Consider the following 20,315-nt stretch of genomic DNA (forward strand, 5'->3'; position numbering starts at 1 on the left):
TTCCCTCTCAGCCCAGCAGGACGTCGTCGTCGCCGAGGCGCTTCAGCTCGCGGTACAGGATCGCGAGGCCGGTGACGATGGCGGCGGCGGACACAACGGCGTCGACCAGCTGCAGCGTGTCGTGCTCGGTGCGGGCCTTGCGGGCCTGCTTGATCACGCTGATGGCACCGAAGGCGGTGGTGCCGATCGACAGGTACGTACCGGACCTGGACTTCTTGAAGCCCTTGGCCTTGGTCAGTGCACTCACAGGGACGGAGCCTCCTCCAGCAGCGGGTGGCCCCAGCGCGCGTTGAAGGCGGCCTCGACGGCGGCACCGACCTTGTAGAGGCGGTCGTCCTTCATCGCCGGGGCGATGATCTGCAGACCGACCGGGAGACCGTCCTCGGGCGCCAGGCCGCAGGGCAGCGACATGGCGGCGTTGCCGGCCAGGTTGGTCGGGATGGTGCACAGGTCCGCGAGGTACATCGCCATCGGGTCGTCGGCGCGCTCGCCGATCGGGAAGGCGGTGGTCGGGGTGGTCGGGGAGACGATCACGTCGACCTGCTCGAAGGACTTCTCGAAGTCCTGCGTGATGAGCGTGCGGACCTTCTGGGCGGAGCCGTAGTACGCGTCGTAGTAGCCGGAGCTCAGCGCGTACGTGCCCAGGATGACACGGCGCTTGACCTCGTCGCCGAAGCCGGCCTCGCGGGTCAGGGCGGTGACGTCCTCGGCGGACCTCGTGCCGTCGTCACCGACCCGCAGGCCGTAGCGCATGGCGTCGAAGCGGGCCAGGTTGGACGAGCACTCGGAGGGCGCGATCAGGTAGTACGCGGCCAGCGCCAGGTCGAAGGACGGGCAGTCCAGCTCGACGATCTCGGCGCCGAGCTCCTTGAGGAGCTCCACGGACTCGTTGAAGCGCTGGACGACGCCGGCCTGGTAGCCCTCGCCGGAGAACTGCTTGACCACGCCGACGCGCATCCCGGCGACGGAGCCGTTGCGCGCCGCCTCGACGACCGGCGGGACCGGGGCGTCGATGGAGGTGGAGTCCAGCGGGTCGTGCCCGGCGATGACCTCGTGCAGCAGGGCCGCGTCCAGGACCGTGCGGGCGCAGGGGCCGCCCTGGTCGAGGGAGGACGAGAAGGCGACCATGCCGTAGCGGGACACGCCGCCGTACGTGGGCTTGACGCCGACGGTGGCGGTGACGGCCGCGGGCTGGCGGATGGAGCCGCCGGTGTCCGTGCCGATCGCGAGGGGGGCCTCGTACGCGGCCAGGGCCGCCGAGGAGCCGCCGCCGGAGCCGCCGGGGATCCGGGTGAGGTCCCAGGGGTTGCCGGTGGGGCCGTAGGCGCTGTTCTCGGTGGAGGACCCCATGGCGAACTCGTCCATGTTGGTCTTGCCGAGGATGACGACGCCGGCTTCCTTGAGCTTGCGCGTCAGGGTGGCGTCGTACGGCGGGATCCAGCCCTCGAGGATCTTCGAGCCGACGGTGGTCGGCACACCCTTGGTGGTGAAGATGTCCTTGAGCGCGAGCGGTACGCCGGCCAGCGGGCCGAGCTCCTCGCCCGCGGCGCGCTTGGCGTCGACGGCGCGGGCCTGCGCGAGCGCGCCCTCGCGGTCGACGTGCAGGAAGGCGTGGACCTTCTCGTCCACGGCTTCGATCCGGGCCAGGTGGGCCTCGGTGACCTCGACCGCGGTGAGCTCGCCGGAGGCGATCCTCCCGGCGATCTCGGCGGCGGTGAGCTTGATGATGTCGGTCATGACTGCTTAGTCCTCCCCCAGGATCTGCGGCACCTTGAAACGCTGCTGCTCCTGTGCGGGGGCTCCGGAGAGCGCCTGCTCGGGGGTGAGCGACGGTCGGACCTCGTCCGCGCGCATGACGTTCGTCAGCGGCAGCGGGTGGGAGGTCGGCGGGACGTCTTGGTCGGCGACCTCGGAAACGCGGGCGACCGCGCCGATGATGTCGTCGAGCTGTCCGGCGAAGTGATCCAGCTCTTCGGCCTTGAGCTCCAGACGCGCCAGCCGAGCGAGGTGGGCGACCTCCTCGCGCGTGATGCCAGGCATGCAGCGATCCTCTGGGGGTGGTGAGCGTGTAGGTTTCGCGGCCAATCCTATGGGGCGCAGCCGTCACACCACGAAACGGTTTGGCGGGAGCCGGGGGCACGGCCCCCGCCGGGGCCGTCGCCCTCAGCGGCGGGCCGCGAAGTTCTGCACCCACCAGGGGCCGTTGGACTTCAGGTTCACGCCCACCCCGATGTCCTTGAACGCGCAGTTCAGGATGTTGGCGCGGTGCCCCGGGCTGGCCATCCAGCCCGCCATGGCCTTCGCGGGGGTGCGGGGGCTCTTGTAGATGTTCTCGCCCCAGCGCATCCAGGGGTAGCCGGCCCTGGTCATGCGGTCGCCGGCGCTGCGGCCCTCGGGGCTGGTGTGGGAGTAGTAGTTCCGCTTGGCCATGTCGTTGGCGTGGTACTGGGCGGCCTTCATGAGCCGCTTGTCGGCCTTCAGCGGGGCGCAGCCGGCCCGGCGCCGCTCCTTGTTGACCAGGGCGACGACCTGCTTCGCGTACGTGGCGGCCCGGGTGGCGGCGGGGCTCGCGGGGGCGGCCTGGGCGGCGGGTGCGGCCGCGGCCCGGGCCTCCCGGGCCGCCGCGGGGGCGCTGCCGGCGCCGGACTGGGCGCCGGGTATCGCTGCGGGGGCGGGCGCGGCGGGGCGGCCCGCGGACGCCGTGGTGGCCTGTCCGGCCGCGGGCCAGGCGAAGGCGGCGGCGGTGGCCGCGACGGAGGCTGCGGCGACGGACAGCGCGGTCACGCGTCCCCGGGAGCGGCGGTGGCGGCCCCGGGGGGCGTCGGCGGGTACTCCGGGGGCGGACGGGTGACGGGCGTCGTGCGGGGGCATGGGACTCCGTTCTCTGCTGCGCCGGGGTGTCCGGCTGGAGAGGAGACCTGCACAGGGGTGTGCGGATAACACTTTTTCCGATGGTGCTCTTTTTCTCCCGGGGCTGTGGACGCGGCAGGGCGCCCCGGAGGCCCGGGGCGCCCTGCTTGCGGTCCCCGCCTACGGCGACGGCGTCTCGGAGGAGGTCACCGCCGAGAGGTCGGCCGTGATGTCGGACGGGCGGCGCCAGCCGCGCTCGCCGCGGGCCAGCAGCCAGGCCGTGGCCTCGGCCGGGGGCATGGCGGCGGCGACCAGCCAGCCCTGGACGGCGTCGCAGCCCAGGTCGCGCAGGCGCTCCCAGGTCTCGTCGTCCTCGACGCCCTCGGCGACCACGAGCAGGCCCAGGGAGTGGGCGAGGTCCACCGTGCAGCGGACGATCTCCGCGTCCTGGGCGTCCACGGCCAGCCGGGCCACGAAGGACCGGTCGATCTTCAGCTCGCTGACCGGGAGCCGGCGCAGGTGCACCAGCGAGGAGTAGCCCGTGCCGAAGTCGTCCAGGGACATCTTCACCCCGTGGCCGGTCAGCCCGGCCATGGTGTCGGCGGCCCGCTGCGGGTCCTCCAGCAGCACGTGCTCGGTGATCTCCAGCTGGAGGGCGCCCGCGGGCACCCCGTGCCGGGCCAGCCGGGCGGCCACGGCCCCTGCGAAGCCGGGGGTGTGGACGTCGCGCGGGGAGACGTTGACGGCCACGGGCACCTTCAGGCCCTGGGCCCGCCAGCGGGCCACCTGGGCCAGGGCGGTCTCCAGCACGTACTCGGTCAGGTGCGGCATCAGCCCGGAGGTCTCGGCGATGGCGATGAACTCGTCCGGGGGGACCCGGCCGCGCTCCGGGTGCACCCAGCGCACCAGCGCCTCCAGGCCCGCGACCTGCCCGTCGAAGCGGACCTTGGGCTGGTAGTGCAGCTCCACCTCGCCGGCGTCGAGGGCGCGCCGCAGGTCGCCGAGGAGCCCGAGCCGGTCGGGGGTGTTGCTGTCGCGCTTGGACTCGTACACCTCCACGCCCGTGCGGTCCCGCTTGGCCTGGTACATCGCCACGTCGGCGCGGCGCAGCAGGCCCTCCGCGTCGAGGGCGTGGTCGGGGAAGACGGCGAGCCCGGCGCTGGCCTCCAGGACCAGGGTGAGCCCGTCCAGGTCCAGGGGGGAGCTGAGCTCGGCCACCAGGTGGCGGGCGATGCGCTGGGCGCTGGTGGTGGAGTCGGCGACGGGCAGGAGGACGGCGAACTCGTCGCCGCCCAGGCGGGCGGCCTCGGCGTGCCGGGGCAGGGCGAGGCGCAGGCGTTCGGCGATCTGGAGCAGGAGCCGGTCCCCGGCCAGGTGGCCCAGGGTGTCGTTGACCGCGCGGAAGCGGTCGAGGTCGATCAGGACGAGGGCGGAGCGGGTGCCGATACGTTCAGCCTCGTCGAGGGCGGTCCAGGCGCGCTCCAGCAGCCACTGCCGGTTGGGCAGTCCGGTGAGCGGGTCGCGCAGCTGCTCCTCGGCCCGGGCGCGGGCGATCCACAGGGTGGAGTCGAGGGCGATGAGCGGTACGGCGAACAGCGGGAGCAGTACGGGCAGGGCGACGGCGACCACGCAGATCAGCGGGGCGATGCCGAGCAGGGCCACGGCGACGAGCACCTGACGGACCATCGCCGTGCGGGCGACGGTGGGCAGTCCGCCGCCGCGGGGGGCGAGGGCGCACCACAGGAGCACGCGGGTGACGGCCAGGTAGGCGACGGCGACCAGCACCACTTCGGGGATGGCGTCGAGGCCCCAGTCCATGGGCCGCCAGGGCTGCTCGACGGTGGGTTCGTCGCCGAAGGCGGCCAGGACGAGGGCGCCGGCGCCGATGCCGATGACGTCGACGGAGCCGTGCAGCAGGCCCTGCCGCCAGCGGTGCCGGCGGGCGGCTCCGACCAGGGAGACCACCGCGAGGCTGACCAGTCCGGCCGGCACCCAGCCGTAGAGGAGCAGCACGCCGAGGGTGAGGGCGGCGCCGGAGCCGGTGCCGCCCCACCAGCGGTCGCGGCCCAGGGCGACCAGGTGGCCGACGATGATGCCGCTGAGGAGGGCCAGGGACCAGCCGACCGTGGACCCGGGGAAGAGGGCGTGCCCCGCGTCCACGGCGCGGACGATGCCCGCGCCGAGGACCGCCGCGGCGGCCGCGATGACGAGGGCGGGCAGCACGGTGCGCCGCCCGGCCCCCGTGTCCAGCGGGTGGGCGCCGGGGGCCCTGGACCCCAGGACGCCGAGCCGTCCGCCCCGGGCGGCCGGGGGCTGCCCGCCGAATTCGGGTGACGGGTCGGCGCTTTCGGTGGGTTTCATGCCCGTCCCTCTCACAGCCGGCGGTGCCGATGCCTCGTGATGGCCCGTTGACGTGCCGTCACGGCTGGACATTGCACCATGCAGCCGCGCACGACGGGCGCACCCCTCAACAGTAGGCCGCGGAAGGCTTCCAGGGGCAGCGGTCGGCAGCGGTTGCCCGAATGCGACCCAGCCATCCTCATCAGTAAGGTATCCGCCGAACGGGTGAGATCGCTTCAGGACCGCTTTGTCACCCATCCGATGATCCGACAGGTCAGCGGTGCCCGGCCGGGGCCTTGCGGGTGCTATTCCCCTTCCACCGGGAGGGCGGCCCCGCGGGCCGCGTCGGGTCCCTGCTCCAACAGGACGGCGAAGCCCGCCTCGTCGAGCACGGCCAGTTTCAGCTGCATCGCCTTGTCGTACTTCGATCCGGGGTTGTCTCCGACGACCACGAACGAGGTCTTCTTCGAGACGGATCCGGTCACCTTCGCGCCGCGGCTCTGGAGGGCCTCCTTGGCCCCGTCGCGGGTGTGCCCGGCGAGGGTGCCGGTGACGACGACCGTCAGCCCCTCCAGGGGGCGGGGGCCCGCCTCCTCGTCGGCGCCCTCCTCCTCCATGCGGACCCCGGCCGCCCGCCAGCGGCGCAGGATCTCCTGGTGCCAGTCGACCGCGAACCACTCCTTGAGGGAGGCGGCGATGATGGGGCCGACGCCCTCGGTGGCGGCGAGCTCCTCCTCCGAGGCGGCCTCGATGCGCTCGACGGACCGGAACTCCCGGGCCAGGGCCTCGGCGGCGACGGGCCCCACGTGCCGGATCGACAGGCCGTTGATGATCCGGGCGAGGGGGCGCTCCTTGGCCGCGGCGATGTTCTCCAGCATCGCGAGGGCGTTCTTCTTCGGCTCGCCCTTCTGGTTGGCGAAGACCGTGACGATCTTCTCCTCGCCGGTCTTCGGGTCCCGCTTGGGCAGCCCGCTGTCCGCGTCGAGCACGTACGCCTTGATGGGCAGGAGGTCCTCGATCGTCAGGTCGAAGAGGCCGCCCTCGTCGAGCAGCGGGGGCTCGGCGGGCTCCAGGGGCCGTGTGAGGGCCGCGGCGGCCACCGAGCCGAAGTTCTCGATGTCCAGGCACTGGCGGCCGGCGAGGTAGAAGAGCCGCTCGCGCAGCTGGGCCGGGCAGGTCTGCCCGTTGGGGCAGCGGAGGTCGATGTCGCCCTCCTTCATCGGCCGCAGCGCGGTCCCGCACTCGGGGCACTGCGCGGGCATGACGAACTCCCGCTCGGTGCCGTCCCGCAGGTCCACGACCGGGCCGAGGATCTCCGGGATCACGTCCCCGGCCTTGCGGAGCACCACCGTGTCCCCGATCAGCACGCCCTTGGCCTTGACCACGTCCTGGTTGTGCAGGGTCGCGAACTCGACCTCCGAGCCGGCCACCGTCACCGGCTCCACCTGCGCGTACGGCGTGACCCGGCCGGTGCGCCCGACGCCGACCTTGATGTCGATCAGCCGGGTGTTGACCTCCTCCGGCGCGTACTTCCACGCGATGGCCCAGCGCGGGGCGCGCGCCGTGGAGCCCAGGCGGCCCTGGAGGGGGATCTCGTCGAGCTTGACGACCACGCCGTCGATCTCGTGCTCCACCGAGTGGCGGTTCTCGCCGAAGTACGCGACGAACTCGCGGACCTGCTCCAGCGAGTCCACGACCCTGTTGTGCCGGGCCGTGGGCAGGCCCCACTCGTGGAGCAGCTCGTACGCGTGCGACAGGCAGTCGATGTCGAAGCCCTCGCGGGCGCCGATGCCGTGGACGACCATGTGCAGCGGCCGGGTCGCCGTGACCTTGGGGTCCTTCTGGCGGAGCGATCCTGCGGCGGCGTTGCGCGGGTTGGCGAAGGGCTTGTCCCCGGCCTCGACGAGGCGGGCGTTGAGCTCCTCGAACTTCTCCATCGGGAAGAAGACCTCGCCGCGGATCTCGACCAGCTCCGGGATCCGGTCGCCCCTGAGGCGGTCGGGGACCTCGGCGATGGTGCGGACGTTGGGCGTGATGTCCTCGCCGGTGCGGCCGTCGCCGCGGGTGGCGGCCCGGGTCAGCCGCCCCTTCTCGTACGTGAGGTTCACGGCGAGGCCGTCGACCTTGAGCTCGCACAGGTAGTGGAAGTCCGCGGTGCCGACGTCCCGGGCCACCCGGTCGGCCCAGGCGGACAGCTCCTCGTCGTCGAAGGCGTTGTCGAGGGAGAGCATGCGCTCGCGGTGCTCGACGGAGGCGAAGTCGGTCTGGTAGGCGCCCGCGACCTTCTGCGTGGGCGAGTCGGGGGTGCGCAGGCCGGGGTACTGCTCCTCCAGCGCCTCAAGGGAGCGCAGCAGCCGGTCGAACTCGGCGTCGCTGACGACCGGCTGGTCGTTCACGTAGTACCGGAAGCGGTGTTCCTCCACCTGCTCCGCGAGCAGGGCGTGCTGCTCCATGATCTCTGCCGGTGCCACACTGCCCTGCTTCTGTTCGGCTGCCATGCCCGTCCTCCCGTTTCCGTCACTCAGGGTTGTCGGCGAGCGACCTCGCCGCCCTGACGCAGTGGGCCTGCACCGCGCGCGCGTAGGCGGGCGAGGCACCGGCCAGACCGCAGGACGGGGTGACCACGACGGACTCCGCCAGAGTCCCCGGGGCCAGCCCCAGCCTGCGCCAGAGCTTCCTGACACCCATGACGCTACCGGCCGGGTCCGACAACGGGCCGTCGGTGCCCGCCACCACTCCGGCGTAGAGGGTCGTGCCGCTCTCCACGGCCTCCCCGACCGCCTCATCCTCGCGCTCGGTGAGCAGGGAGAAATCGAACGACACGCCCGTGGCCCCGGCCCGGCGCAGCAGGGCGAAGGGCACCCCGGGGGCGCAGGAGTGGACGAGGACCTGCCCGTCGTGGACGGCGAACAGCTCCCGCAGGGCCGCCTCGACGGTCTGCCGGTCCACGGCCCGGTGCGTCCGGTACTGGCTGGCCGTCTTGACCTGCCCGCGCAGCACGGCCCCGAGGGAGGGCTCGTCGATCTGGAGCAGGACCTCGGCCCCGGGGATGCGGCGGCGGACCTCGGCGAGGTGTCCCCGCAGCCCCTCCGCGAGGGAGGCGGCCAGGTCTCGGCAGGCGCCGGGGTCCTTGAGGAGGGCCTCCCCGCCGTGCAGTTCGGTCGCGGCGGCCAGGGTCCACGGCCCGACGGCCTGGACCTTGAGCCGGCCCTCGTAGCCCTGGGTGAACTCCTCCAGGGCGTCGAGGTCCTCGCCGAGCCAGGAGCGGGCCCGGCGGGTGTCGCGGCCGGGGCGGTCGCCCAGCCGCCAGCCGCTGGGCTCGACGCGGGCGTACATGTCGACGAGCAGCCCCAGCGAGCGGCCGATCATGTCGGCGCCGGGGCCGCGGGCGGGCAGTTCGGGCAGGTACGGGAGGTCCTCGAAGGTGCCCGTGACGGTCTTGGCGGCCTCGCGCGCGTCCCCGCCGGGCAGCGAGCCGACTCCGGTGGCGGTCACGGGCTCAGCGCCCCGGCCTGACGGTGAGGTCGTTGACCTCGGCGTCGCGCGGCAGGTCGACGGCCATGAGGATGGTGGTGGCCACGGACTCGGCGTCGATCCAGGCGGCGGGGTCGTACTCCCGGCCCTCCTGGGAGTGCACCTTGGCCTGCATGGGGGTGGCGGTGCGGCCCGGGTAGACGGAGGTGACGCGGACGCCGTTCGGCTTCTCCTCGTGGCGCAGCGAGTCGGCGAGCGCCTTGAGGCCGTGCTTGGAGGCGGCGTACGCGCTCCAGTCGGCGTGCGCGGTGAGCCCGGCGCCGGAGTTGACGTACAGGACGTGGCCCCGGGCGGCGCGCAGGCTGGGCAGCAGCAGCCGGGTCAGCTCGGCGGGGGCGATCAGGTTGACGTTGAGCTGCTGGTGCCAGGTCTTGGGGCGCAGCTCCCCGACGGGCCCGAGGTCGACGATCCCGGCGATGTGCAGGAGGGTGTCGAGCCGGTCGGGCAGGGCCTGGTGGGAGAAGGACCAGGAGATCCGGTCGGGGTCGGCGAGGTCGGCCACGAGGGCGCGGGAGCCGGGGTAGCGGGCGGTGAGCTCCTTGCCGCGGGCTGCGTCGCGGGCCAGCAGGACGAGCTCGTCGCCCCGCTCGTGGAGGCGGCGCGCGACGGCGGCGCCGATGCCGGATCCGGCGCCGGTGATCAGATGGGTAGCCATGGGTCCCATGCTCGCACTCCCGCGGGGCCGGAACGGGGCCGGGACCCGGGCGAACGGGGCCGGGACCCGGGCGCGCGGCCCGGGTCCCGGCGGGGTGCGGGGCGTACGGGCGGGTGCCCGTACGCCCCGGCCGTGGGTCAGCGCGCGCAGTACGCGTTGACGACGGCGATGTCGGACTTGTTCCCGTTCTTGTCCACGACCACGGCGCGCAGCGAGACCGCCTTGCCCTTGGCCGGGTTCTTCACGGAGACCTTGCCGCCGGCCACCTTGAGCTGCTTCCAGGTGTACCCGCCGTCGTACGAGGCGTACACCGTCACGGACTTCAGCTGCCCGGCGCCCGCGGCGGCGCCCTCGACGGTCACCGGTACGGAGACCGTGCGGCCGGCCGGGGAGGTGCTGTCCAGCGCCAGCGCGGGGCTGAAGCGGACGGTGTAGGCGGGCAGCGCGGTGGGCTCGGCCGTCTCGGCGGAGCGGAACCACCAGCTGCCCTGGATCCGGGTGGAGACCTTGGAGAGCTTGTCGCTGCGGTCGACCCTGGTGGTCAGCTTGTACGCGGCGGCGCCGGCCGGGACCTTGAAGATCTCGCCGTTCAGCGGGTCGGCGTTGCGGCCCGCCACGACGCCGTTGCGGTAGAGCACCGTCTCGGCCTTCGTGTGCTGCGAGAAGCCGACGCGGCCGGTGCCGTCCGAGAAGAGCGGCACGAAGGGCGAGATCTCGTTGCCGAGGCGGAAGATGCCGAGGCCGAGCCCGGCGTCCACCTTGGGGCTGAAGACACCGGTGTTGAAGCGCTCCTTGTACGTCTTGCCGGGGGCGTAAGCCTTGGCGCCGCCGGAGTAGTACGCGGCCTCGAAGAGGGGGGAGCCGTCGGCGTCGCGGCCGCCGATCTGGTCGAAGGCGGTCTCCCACTTCACGCCGGGGGCCCCGGCGAGGTAGAGCGTGGCGGTGGCGGGGACCTTGCGCACGGTGGTCACGCCGCTGGCCCCGTCGGTGCCGGGCACCAGGCCGTACGCGGTGACCGAGCCCTCCTTGCCCGGGGCGGGCGAGCCGAGCCCGGTGACCAGGGTCGCGAGGTCGCCCTTCTTCACGTGCTGTACGAAGCCCGTCGGGAAGCGGTTGCCCGGGCCGCCGAAGGCCGCGTGGTACTGGGCGTCCGCGCCCCGGGTCCACTGCCCGGTGAACTGGTAGGCGAGGGCGCCGGGGGCGGCGTCGGGCCCGCGGTGGGCGGTGCGGATGGTCTTGAACGACTCCATGAACCAGCCGACGCCGATCCCGTCCTCACCGGTGCGCAGGGAGAACCCGACGTTCGCGAGGGACGGGACGGCGTCCGCCGAGGGCACCGTGACGTCCACGGGCCTGGCGGTGCGGGCGTCCAGCGTCAGGGTGGTGTCTCCCTTGACCGTCAGCACGGGCTGGACGATCCAGTCGATGCCGCCGCCCTCCGCGTCGACGAAGACCGAGCTCTCCAGCAGGTACCGGCCCTTGGGCGCGCGCACGGTGTCGGACTCGCGCTCCTCGAAGAGCGGGAACACCTTGTCCTTGGCGGGGCCCGCGACGCCCATGAGGAACGTGGCGTGGAGCTTGGACGGCTTTCCGTCCCGGCCCAGGTACTTGATCTTCACGTCGTACGACTCGGTCTCGCGGTCCACGGCGGCCGCGGTGCGGACGGTCTGGCCGCCTCCGGTCGCGGTCACGTAGGCGCCGTACGCCCCGTCGACGGTGCCGCCGAGGCGGGTGTCGGCGGTGACCTTGACGCTCGCCCGGCCCTTGGCGGGGACCGTCAGCTTCTTCTTCGAGAGGGTGAAGAACCCGGCGGGGGCGGGCTTGCCGTCGGGGCCGGTGGCGGCGGCGGCCAGGTCGAGGGTGACCGGGGAGCTGCCGAGGTTGCGGTACGCGAGCTCCTTGGTGACCGGCTTGTCGTCGTGGTGCGGCCACTGCTGGAGGCCGAAGCCCAGCGAGCCCGGCTCGGCGATGACGGTCTGCTTGAGGGCCTTGTCGACGGCGATGCGGCCGCTGCCCTGCTCGAAGGGGTTGTACGGGCCGCCCTTCGCGGAGCCCGCGAGGACGCCCTTGAGGACCTCGGCCCGCCAGCCCGGGTGGGCCTGCTTGAGGAGGGCGGCTGCGCCCGCGACGTGCGGGGTGGCCATCGAGGTGCCCGAGATGCTCATGTAGCCGGGCGGGTTCTCGCCGACCTCGCGGGCGATGAGGCTGCCGGGGGCGGCGGCGGCCGTGGTGTCCACGCCGGGCGCGGTCACATCGGGCTTGAGGCCGCCGTCGCCGGTGCGCGGGCCGGTGCTGGAGAAGCCGGCGAGCTTGTCGGCGTCGTCCACGGCGCCGACGGTCAGCGCGGCCTCTGCACTGCCCGGCGAGCCGATGCTCTGGGGCCCGCCGTTGCCGGCCGCGATGGCGAAGAGCACGCCCTTCTCGGCGGTGAGCTTGTTGACGGCCGCTTCCAGCGGGTCGATCTGCGGGGTGTCGCCGCCGCCGAGGCTCAGGTTGACGATCTGGGCGCCCTGGGCGACGGCCCACTCCATGCCGGCGAGGATGCCGGAGTCGTCGCCGAAGCCGTTGTCGTCGAGGACCTTGCCGTTGAGGACCTTGGCGCCCGGCGCCACGCCCTTGAGCTTCCCGGCCGACTTGGCGCCCGTACCCGCCGCGATGGAGGCGACGTGGGTGCCGTGGCCGACGCGGTCCTTCGCGTCGGGCGCGGAGGTGAAGTTCTTGTCCGCGAGCACCTGGCCGGCCAGGTCGGGGTGGGTGCCGTCCACGCCGGTGTCCAGGACGGCGATCTTGACGCCCTTGCCGTCGTAGCCCGCGGCCCAGGCCTTGTGGGCGCCGATCTGGCGGGTGCTCTTGTCGAGAGTGGCCTTGCGGACCCCGTCGAGCCAGACCGTCGCGATGCCCGCGGCGGCGGCGCGGCGGCCGGTGGCGGCCTGCCGGTCGGTGAGGGCCTCCCAGACCTCCGCGGCGTCCTTCGGGGAGGCGGAGACGGCCTCCGCGTTGAGGGAGGTGAAGGTCCGCCGGACCTCGGTGTCCGCGCCGGCGGAGCGCAGCGCGGCCTTGGCGGCCGGGGCGGCGCCCTGGTAGGCGACGATCAGGCGGAGGCGGTCGCCGCGCGCGGCCCGGTACTCGGGCTTGGCCAGCTCGGTGACGTCGAAGAGCCGGGCGTCGAGGCGGCCGGCGGCTATCAGGCGCTGTGCGTCGTACGGGACGACGGTGGAGTGGCCGTCGGTGCGGTGGACGGAGACCGGGATGCGGTCGCGGCCGGGCGCGGGCTCGATGCCCACGGGCCGGCCCTGGGCGTCGACCACGACGCGGTCGCCGGTGATCAGGGTGACGCGGGTGGTGCCCTTGGCCTTGGCGGCGGACTGCGCCGCGAGGGCTCCTGCCGGGCTGTCGGCCGTCGTCGCGGCGGCCGCGGACGGGGTGGTCAGCCCCGCGAGGAGGGCCACGGCTGCGGCTGCGGCGACCGAGGCCGCGCCCGCCTTCTTCATGCCTTTACGCAATTCATCCCCCGGTTGAGAGGTCATCGCGCGGGGAACGGAGATCGCCCCCCGGAAGGGGCAGTATCACCCGGTCGGGTGGGGCTCTCAACAACGTGTCCGAATACGACACTTGGGGAAGAAGTGACTCCGCTCGACTCCCGAGCTAATCTGACGACCCGTCAGAATGCGCCCCTTGCTTGGAAAGTACGCCGGTACGCGAGCGGCGAGACCCCCAGCGAAGCACGCATGTGCTGGCGCAGCGAGTTGGCCGAACCGAACCCCGCCCGGTGCGCCACCAGGTCCACCGGGAGGTCGCTCGACTCCAGCAGGTCCCGGGCCAGTTCGAGCCGCTGGGCGGTCAGCCACTGCCCCGGGGTCAGCCCCACCTCCTCGCGGAAGCGGCGGGTGAAGGTGCGCAGGCTCATGCGCGCGTGCGCGGACAGCTGCGCGAGGCTCAGCGGGTCGTGCAGCCGCTCCAGCGCCCAGGCCCGGGTCCCCGCGGTGGTGGACACCGTCGGCTCCGGGACCGGCCGCTCGATGTACTGGGCCTGTCCCCCGTCGCGCCAGGGCGGTACGACGCACAGCCGGGCGGCGAGGTTGGCGGTGGGGGTGCCGTGGTCGCGGCGGATCAGGTGCAGGCACAGGTCCACGCCCGAGGCCACCCCGGCCGAGGTGAGCAGGTCCCCGTCGTCGACGAAGAGCACGTCCTCGTCGAGCAGCACCCGCGGGAAGGCCCGCCGGAACTCCGCGGCCTTGTGCCAGTGGGTCGTGGCCCGCCGCCCGTCGAGCAGGCCGGCCGCGGCGAGCACGTGCGAGCCGGTGCAGATCGACACCATGCGGGTGCCCGGCCGGATCCGGGCCAGGGCCGCGGCCAGCACGGGCGGCACGGGAGCCCCCTCCAGCAGCTCGTCCATGGCGTGCGTGGGCGGGACGATCACCGTGTCGGCGCTCTCCAGCACCTCCGGGCCGTGCTCCGGCGTGATCGAGAAGCCCGCGTCGCCGGCCACCGGCCGCCCGTCGGCCGTGCAGACCAGCACCTCGTACAGGGGCGCCCGCCCGGGGCCGAGCGCATTTCCGAAGACCCGGGACGGGATGCCCAGCTCGAAGGCGGGGAAGCCCCGCAGGGCCAGGACGACCACTCGGTGCAGACCACTCATGGCCAGATTCTGTCACATAGTGGCCATCCGGCCACCACCACGGCCGTGCCCGCGGCCCCACTCTGGAGTCACCACGGGGCGCCGACCGGCCCCCGACCAGCAAGGAGAGATGTCATGCGTGCCGTAGTCGTCAGCCAGTGGGGCGGTCCCGAGGTCCTCACCGAGACCGAGCTCGAGCGCCCCGAGCCGGGCCTGGGCGAGATCGTCGTCCGGGTCCGCGCGGCCGGGGTGAACCCCGTCGACTGGAAGACCCGGGCCTCCGGCGCCCTGATCGACTGGGCCGGGCAGCCCGCCGTCGGCTGGGACGTCTCCGGCATCGTCGAGGCCGTCGGCCCCGGCGTGACCGTCTACCGGCCCGGCGACGAGGTCTACGGGATGCCGCACTTCCCCGCCCAGGCCGGCGCCTACGCCGAGTACGTCACCGCCCCGGCCCGGCACTTCGCCCCCAAGCCCGAGGGCCTCACCCACGTCGAGGCCGCGGCCGTCCCGCTCGCCGCCCTCACCGCCTGGCAGGCCCTCACCGACACCGCCGGGCTCCAGCCCGGCCAGCGCGTGCTCGTCCACGCGGCGGCCGGCGGCGTCGGACACTTCGCCGTACAGATCGCCAAGGCCCTCGGCGCGTACGTCATCGGCACCGCCAGCGCCCCCAAGCACGCGTTCCTGCGCTCGCTCGGCGCCGACGAGCTGATCGACTACCGCACGACGGAGTTCGAGGAGGCCGTCTCCGACGTGGACGTCGTGATCGACGCGATCGGCGGGGACTACGCCGCCCGCTCCCTGAAGGTGCTGCGCCCCGGCGGCCATCTGGTCACCCTGAACAGCCCCGACGACGTACCCGCGGGCGCGGAGGGCTTCCGCACCGGCTGGACCCTGGTCGAGCCGGACCGCGCCGGGCTCAAGGCGATCTCCGGGCTGATCGCGGAGGGCCGGCTGCGCCCGGCCGTGGACACGGTCCTGCCGCTCGCCGAGGCCGCGAAGGCCCACGAGATCGGCGAGCAGGGGCGCACGAAGGGCAAGATCGTCCTGACGGTGGCCTGACGGGGCCTGACGGTGTTGGCCTGGCAGGGCACGGCCGGGACCGCCGGAGCGGGCGGGTACCGCTTGCGGCCGGACCCCTCCGCGGAGGGGTCCGGCCCGGCTCAGACCGCTGCAGCGGCCGCCTTCGCCGTCGTCGCGATGGTGGCCGACCCGACCACCCGCGTGCCGTCGTACAGCACGATGGCCTGGCCCGGGGCGACCCCGCGGACCGGCTCGGCGAAGGACACCCGCAGCTCGCCTGCCACCAGCTCCGCCGTCACCGCGGTCTCCCCGCCGTGCGCCCGCAGCTGCGCCGTGTACGCGGCCGGGCCGTCGGCGGGGGCGCTGCCGCACCAGCGGGGGCGGATCGCGGTCAGGGCGCTGACGTCGAGGGACTCGGCGGGGCCGACCGTGACGGTGTTGTTCACCGGCGAGATGTCGAGGACGTAGCGCGGCTTGCCGTCGGCGGCCGGGTGGCCGATCCGCAGGCCCTTGCGCTGGCCGATCGTGAACCCGTACGCGCCCTCGTGGCTCCCGAGCCGGTTTCCCTCCTCGTCCACGATGTCGCCCTCGGCGCGGCCCAGCCGCTTGGCCAGGAAGCCCTGGGTGTCGCCGTCCGCGATGAAGCAGATGTCGTGGCTGTCGGGCTTCTTCGCGACGGCCAGCCCGCGGCGCTCGGCCTCGGCGCGGATCTCGTCCTTGGTGGTGACCGTGTCGCCGAGCGGGAACAGCGCGTGGGCGAGCTGCTTCTCGTCGAGGACGCCCAGCACGTACGACTGGTCCTTGGCCATGTCGGAGGCGCGGTGCAGCTCGCGGGAGCCGTCGTCGTTCAGCACGACCGTCGCGTAGTGGCCCGTGCACACGGCGTCGAAGCCGAGGGCGAGGGCCTTGTCGAGCAGCGCGGCGAACTTGATCTTCTCGTTGCAGCGCAGGCAGGGGTTGGGCGTGCGGCCCGCCTCGTACTCGGCGACGAAGTCCTCCACCACGTCCTCGCGGAAGCGCTCGGCGAGGTCCCAGCAGTAGAACGGGATGCCGATCACGTCCGCGGCGCGGCGGGCGTCGCGGGAGTCCTCGATGGTGCAGCAGCCCCGGGCCCCGGTGCGGAAGGACTGCGGGTTCGCGGAGAGCGCGAGGTGGACGCCGGTCACGTCGTGGCCCGCCTCGACGGCGCGGGCGGCGGCGACGGCGGAGTCCACACCGCCGGACATGGCGGCGAGTACGCGGAGGGGACGGCGCGGCTGCGGGTTCTGAGTCATAGCACCCACCAGAGTACGGGGGGAACCGGACCCGGGGCACGGGCGTTCTTCTCTCCTGAAGGGGGTGGTGCAGGTGGGCGGCAGGAAGCGTGGGCCCGTACGGCGGGCGCTGCTGATCACCGGGCTCGGGGTGTTCGCCGGGGCCGCGGTGGCCGGGCGGGACGAGATCTCCCGCGGGTACTGGCTCCTGCCGGGGGTCTCCAAGCCCCGCAAGGACGGCGAGCTCGACCACAAGGGCGCCCGCTGGACGGCCGCCTCCCCCGCGAACTGGCGGATGGCCGACCGGCCCGCGGACTACCGCGTGGACCGGATCGTGGTGCATGTCACGCAGGGCGGCTTCCGCTCGGCGGTGGACGCCTTCCGGAACCCGGGGCACAAGGCCTCCGCGCACTACATCGTCCGCAAGGACGGGCACGTGGAGCAGATGGTCCGCGAGCTCGACGTGGCGTACCACGCCAACAACCGCCAGGTGAACGAGCGCAGCATCGGCATCGAGCACGTCGGCTTCGTGGACCGCCCCCAGGACTTCACGGACGCCATGTACGAGTCCTCGGCCCGCCTGGCCGCCGGCATCTGCCGCCGCCACGGCTTCCCCGCCGACCGCCGCCACATCATCGGCCACCACGAGGTCCCGGGCGCCGACCACACGGACCCGGGCCCCCACTGGAACTGGGACCGCTACCTGACCCTGATCCGCAAACACCTGTCCGCCTGAACTCGAGGCGGGGGGTACGGGCCCCGGCTCCGGGCCCGCGTCCCGCCCCCTGCCCGTCCGCCGCTGCTGGTCGGCACTCGCCGACCACCCCCGGGGCAGGCGCCGGCTCGTACCCCGGCCTGCCCCGGGGGTGGTGGGCAAAGACCGGTCGGCCGGGGCGCACGGGCGGGGGAGGAGACGCGGCGGGCTGGAGCCCGTACCCGTCAGGTGAGGAAGACGGCGTCCGCTGGAGCCCGTACCCCTCAGGTGAGGAGACGGCGTCCGCTGGGGGCCGTACCGCTCAGGTGAGGCCCGCTGCGCGGGCTCGGGAGACGGCGGGGGCGATGGCGGCGGACAGGGCGGCCACGTCCTCCTTCGTGGAGGTGTGGCCCAGGGAGAAGCGCAGGGTGCCTCGGGCCAGTTCGGGGTCGGTGCCGGTGGCGAGGAGGACGTGGCTGGGCTGGGCTACGCCCGCCGTGCACGCGGAGCCCGTGGAGCACTCGATGCCCTGGGCGTCCAGGAGCAGCAGGAGGGAGTCGCCCTCGCAGCCGGGGAAGCTGAAGTGCGCGTTGGCGGGCAGGCGGTCGCGGGGGTCGCCGCCGAGGACGGCGTCCGGCACGGCGGCCCGTACCGCGGCGACGAGCTCGTCGCGCAGGGCGCCGATCTCGCGGGCGAAGGCCTCGCGCCGTTCGGCGGCGAGGGTGGCGGCCACGGCGAAGGCGGCGACGGCGGGTACGTCGAGGGTGCCGGAGCGCACGTGCCGCTCCTGGCCGCCGCCGTGCAGCACGGGTACGGGCGTCTGGTCGCGGCCCAGCAGCAGGGCGCCGATCCCGTACGGGCCGCCGATCTTGTGCCCGCTGATGGTCAGGGCGGCGAGCCCGGAGGCGGCGAAGTCCACGTCGAGCTGGCCGAAGGCCTGGACCGCGTCGGAGTGCAGGGGGATTCCGAACTCGCCCGCGACAGCGGCGAGTTCGGCAACGGGCAGGACGGTGCCGATCTCGTTGTTGGCCCACATGACGGTGGCGAGGGCCACGTCGTCGGGGTTGCGTTCGACGGCGGCGCGGAAGGCCTCGGGGTGCACCCGCCCGTAGTGGTCCACGGGAAGGTATTCGACGGTGGCGCCCTCGTGCTCGGCGAGCCAGTGGACGGCGTCGAGGACGGCGTGGTGCTCCACGGGGCTGGCCAGGATCCGGGTGCGGGCCGGGTCGGCGTCGCGGCGGGCCCAGTAGAGGCCCTTGACGGCGAGGTTGTCGGCCTCGGTGCCGCCCGCGGTGAACACCACCTCGCTGGGGCGGGCCCCGATGGACGCGGCGAGGGCCTCCCTCGCCTCCTCCACCGTGCGGCGGGCCCGGCGCCCGGCGGCGTGCAGGGACGAGGCGTTTCCGGTGACCGCGAACTGGGCGGTCATCGCCGCGGCAGCCTCCGGCAGCATCGGAGTGGTCGCGGCGTGGTCGAGGTAGGCCATGATCCCCAGATTCTACGGCCGACCCCGCGGCCCCAGATACGGGGTGATCCGGCCCACCCGGCCGGACCCCGCCGGCACCACCCCGGCCGGACCCCGCCGACGCAGTCGGCAGCGGCCGGCCCGGACCCCCCGCCCCCTCAGCCCCGCGGCACCCGCGGGGCGCGGGCCAGCTGGCGGGACTGGGCCACCAGGCGGTCGGCGGAGTCCCAGACCTCGGCGTCCTCCTCCAGGAAGCCGCCGGCGAGGTTGCGCGTGGTGATGGAGACCCGCAGCGGCCCGGGGGCCGGGCGGCAGCGGATGTGGGTGGTGAGCTCGACCGTGGGCGCCCAGCCGATCAGGCCCATCTCGAAGGCCGTGGGCGGCAGGGCGTCCACCGTGAGGAGCAGGGAGAGCGGGTCGGCGTCGCGGCCGTCGGCCAGGGCGAACCAGGCGCGCATCTCGCCGCGCCCGGACGGGGCGCCGACGGCCCAGCCGGCGGTGGTGGGGTCGAGGCGCAGCCGCAGCCGGTCGACGATGTTGGAGCTGCCGGGGATGGGGGCCGGGCCGCTCTCGGCGCCGAGGCAGTGCTCGTACGCGGGGATGTCGGGGAGGGCGGCGGTGGTGCGGACCTCGTCGGGGAGGGTGTCGAGGTCGGTGTACGAGGCGAGGACGCGGATGCGCTCGACCTCGCGGCCGTCCTCGTACTGGTAGAGGGAGGCCTGGCCGGTGGAGAGGGTGCCGCCGGCGCGGACCAGCTCGGTGCGGACGACCGCGGGGCCGGGGACGGAGGCGCTCAGGTAGTGGGCGGAGACGGTGACCGGGTCGGGGTGCGGGAGGGCCTCGGAGAGGGCCCGGCCGACGAGGGCGAGGAGGTAGCCGCCGTTGACGGCGCTGATGATCGTCCAGCCTTCGGAGAGGTCCGCGTCGAAGACGCCGGGCTCGGCCGCGCCCCGCGGCCTGACGCGGGTGTCGCGGTCGAACTCGCTGTCGCCGATGGTCGCCGTGGTGGCCGTGCTTGCGGCCCGAGCTGCCTGGGTCATGGAACCGACGCTACACCCAGTTGCTACTAAGCGGTAGCTTTTGCTTTCCGGCCGCCTTTCCCCGACGGCTGCCCCGGCCCCGCCCCCCTACGGCTCCTCCGCCACCGAGGACCTGCGGTTCCACGCCAGCGGCGCCCGCCAGTGGTACTTCATCGCCAGCAGCCGCAGCACGAAGGTGGTGACGATGGCGATGCCGCTGGTCAGGGCGTTGAGCCGGTCCATCCCGATGAAGACGGCCACCATGGCCGCGCCGACCACCGCGGGTACGGCGTACATCTCGCGGTCCCGCAGCAGCGAGGGCACCTCGTTGGCGAGTACGTCGCGCAGTACGCCGCCGCCCACCGCCGTGGCCAGGCCCAGGGCGGCGGAGGCGGTCAGGCCGAGCCCGTACTCGTAGGCCTTGGTCGTGCCCGTGACGCAGAAGAGGCCGAGGCCGGCCGCGTCGAACACGTTGATCGCGCGGTTGATCCGCTGGACCTCGGGGTGCAGGAAGAAGACCAGCCCGGCGGCGACCAGCGGGGTCACGAAGAAGCTCAGCTCCCCGAAGGCGGCCGGGGGGACGGCGCCGATGACCAGGTCGCGGAAGAGGCCGCCGCCGAGGGCGGTGACGAGGGCGAGGACGCCGATGCCGAAGACGTCGAAGTTCTTGCGGACCGCCAGCAGGGCGCCGGCGGTCGCGAAGACGAAGATGCCCGCGAGGTCCAGTGCGTGCTGGACGTACGGGGGGAAGAGATCGTGTACCACTCCCCAATTGTGGGGGCGCGGAGGGGCCGGGTCCGCCTTACCGGCGGTCCGGCCCCTCCGCGCTCCCCTCCGCACCCCGCCGGGGCGCGTCCCTGCACGTAC

At 73.8% G+C, this 20,315-nt stretch carries 16 protein-coding genes; 2 read left to right on the plus strand and 14 right to left on the minus strand.

Features of this window, described 5'->3' with window-relative positions; genetic code table 11:
* Positions 1-7: 7 nt before the first annotated feature.
* The 10 genes from ACZ7JZ_RS24525 to ACZ7JZ_RS24570 all read right to left on the minus strand — a co-directional run bounded on the left by ACZ7JZ_RS24525 (position 8) and on the right by ACZ7JZ_RS24570 (position 14,018).
* On the minus strand, positions 8-247 hold the full coding sequence (locus ACZ7JZ_RS24525) for a hypothetical protein (RefSeq protein ID WP_470942871.1): 240 nt from the start codon (positions 245-247) through the stop codon (positions 8-10).
* Positions 244-1,737 carry an Asp-tRNA(Asn)/Glu-tRNA(Gln) amidotransferase subunit GatA gene (gene gatA / locus ACZ7JZ_RS24530; protein WP_470942872.1) on the minus strand — a complete coding sequence of 498 codons (1,494 nt, stop codon included), beginning with the start codon at positions 1,735-1,737 and terminating at the stop codon, positions 244-246. The genes ACZ7JZ_RS24525 and gatA overlap by 4 nt, the downstream gene beginning before the upstream one ends.
* A gap of 6 nt (positions 1,738-1,743) precedes the next feature.
* Positions 1,744-2,040, minus strand: coding sequence for an Asp-tRNA(Asn)/Glu-tRNA(Gln) amidotransferase subunit GatC (gene gatC / locus ACZ7JZ_RS24535; protein ID WP_010984178.1), 297 nt, complete (start codon positions 2,038-2,040; stop codon positions 1,744-1,746).
* Positions 2,041-2,163: 123 nt separating this feature from the next.
* Entirely contained in the window at positions 2,164-2,784 is a 621-nt protein-coding gene (locus tag ACZ7JZ_RS24540) for a CAP domain-containing protein (RefSeq protein ID WP_470942873.1), read from the minus strand.
* 246 nt (positions 2,785-3,030) lie between these two features.
* Positions 3,031-5,211, minus strand: coding sequence for a putative bifunctional diguanylate cyclase/phosphodiesterase (locus tag ACZ7JZ_RS24545; protein ID WP_470942875.1), 2,181 nt, complete (start codon positions 5,209-5,211; stop codon positions 3,031-3,033).
* A 284-nt stretch (positions 5,212-5,495) separates the two neighbouring features.
* A complete protein-coding gene (ligA, locus tag ACZ7JZ_RS24550; RefSeq protein WP_470942877.1) occupies positions 5,496-7,688 on the minus strand; it encodes an NAD-dependent DNA ligase LigA in 2,193 nt (730 codons plus the stop codon).
* Between the two features lie 19 nt (positions 7,689-7,707).
* The gene (locus tag ACZ7JZ_RS24555) at positions 7,708-8,685 is read right to left on the minus strand and encodes a methionine synthase (protein ID WP_470942878.1); all 978 of its coding nucleotides are present in this window, start codon (positions 8,683-8,685) and stop codon (positions 7,708-7,710) included.
* 4 nt (positions 8,686-8,689) lie between these two features.
* Complete coding sequence (locus ACZ7JZ_RS24560) at positions 8,690-9,379, minus strand: SDR family oxidoreductase (protein ID WP_470942880.1); 690 nt, start codon at positions 9,377-9,379, stop codon at positions 8,690-8,692.
* A 137-nt stretch (positions 9,380-9,516) separates the two neighbouring features.
* Positions 9,517-12,870 (minus strand): S8 family peptidase, encoded by a 3,354-nt coding sequence (locus ACZ7JZ_RS24565; protein WP_470942882.1) that lies wholly within the window; start codon positions 12,868-12,870, stop codon positions 9,517-9,519.
* A gap of 170 nt (positions 12,871-13,040) precedes the next feature.
* Positions 13,041-14,018 (minus strand): GlxA family transcriptional regulator, encoded by a 978-nt coding sequence (locus ACZ7JZ_RS24570; protein WP_470942883.1) that lies wholly within the window; start codon positions 14,016-14,018, stop codon positions 13,041-13,043.
* Between the two features lie 114 nt (positions 14,019-14,132).
* On the opposite strand from ACZ7JZ_RS24570, the gene ACZ7JZ_RS24575 reads away from it, so the two are divergent.
* Positions 14,133-15,056, plus strand: a complete 924-nt coding sequence (locus ACZ7JZ_RS24575; RefSeq protein ID WP_470942885.1) for an NADP-dependent oxidoreductase — start codon at positions 14,133-14,135, stop codon at positions 15,054-15,056.
* 101 nt (positions 15,057-15,157) lie between these two features.
* Here ACZ7JZ_RS24575 and mnmA read toward each other — a convergent pair whose 3' ends face one another.
* Positions 15,158-16,291: a tRNA 2-thiouridine(34) synthase MnmA gene (gene mnmA, locus ACZ7JZ_RS24580; protein ID WP_470942887.1), complete on the minus strand. Its 1,134-nt coding sequence runs from the start codon at positions 16,289-16,291 to the stop codon at positions 15,158-15,160.
* Positions 16,292-16,364: 73 nt separating this feature from the next.
* On the opposite strand from mnmA, the gene ACZ7JZ_RS24585 reads away from it, so the two are divergent.
* Positions 16,365-17,006, plus strand: coding sequence for an N-acetylmuramoyl-L-alanine amidase (locus tag ACZ7JZ_RS24585; protein WP_470942888.1), 642 nt, complete (start codon positions 16,365-16,367; stop codon positions 17,004-17,006).
* 280 nt (positions 17,007-17,286) lie between these two features.
* On the opposite strand, the gene ACZ7JZ_RS24590 is transcribed toward ACZ7JZ_RS24585, so the two are convergent.
* From ACZ7JZ_RS24590 to ACZ7JZ_RS24600, 3 genes are all read right to left on the minus strand, one after another.
* Positions 17,287-18,450: a cysteine desulfurase family protein gene (locus ACZ7JZ_RS24590; RefSeq protein ID WP_470942890.1), complete on the minus strand. Its 1,164-nt coding sequence runs from the start codon at positions 18,448-18,450 to the stop codon at positions 17,287-17,289.
* Positions 18,451-18,587: 137 nt separating this feature from the next.
* Complete coding sequence (locus tag ACZ7JZ_RS24595) at positions 18,588-19,469, minus strand: thioesterase family protein (RefSeq protein ID WP_470942891.1); 882 nt, start codon at positions 19,467-19,469, stop codon at positions 18,588-18,590.
* Positions 19,470-19,556: 87 nt separating this feature from the next.
* Positions 19,557-20,213 (minus strand): trimeric intracellular cation channel family protein, encoded by a 657-nt coding sequence (locus ACZ7JZ_RS24600; RefSeq protein ID WP_470942892.1) that lies wholly within the window; start codon positions 20,211-20,213, stop codon positions 19,557-19,559.
* Between the last annotated feature and the right edge of the window lie 102 nt (positions 20,214-20,315).

It is taken from the genome of Streptomyces sp. NPDC038213, from assembly GCF_055600495.1.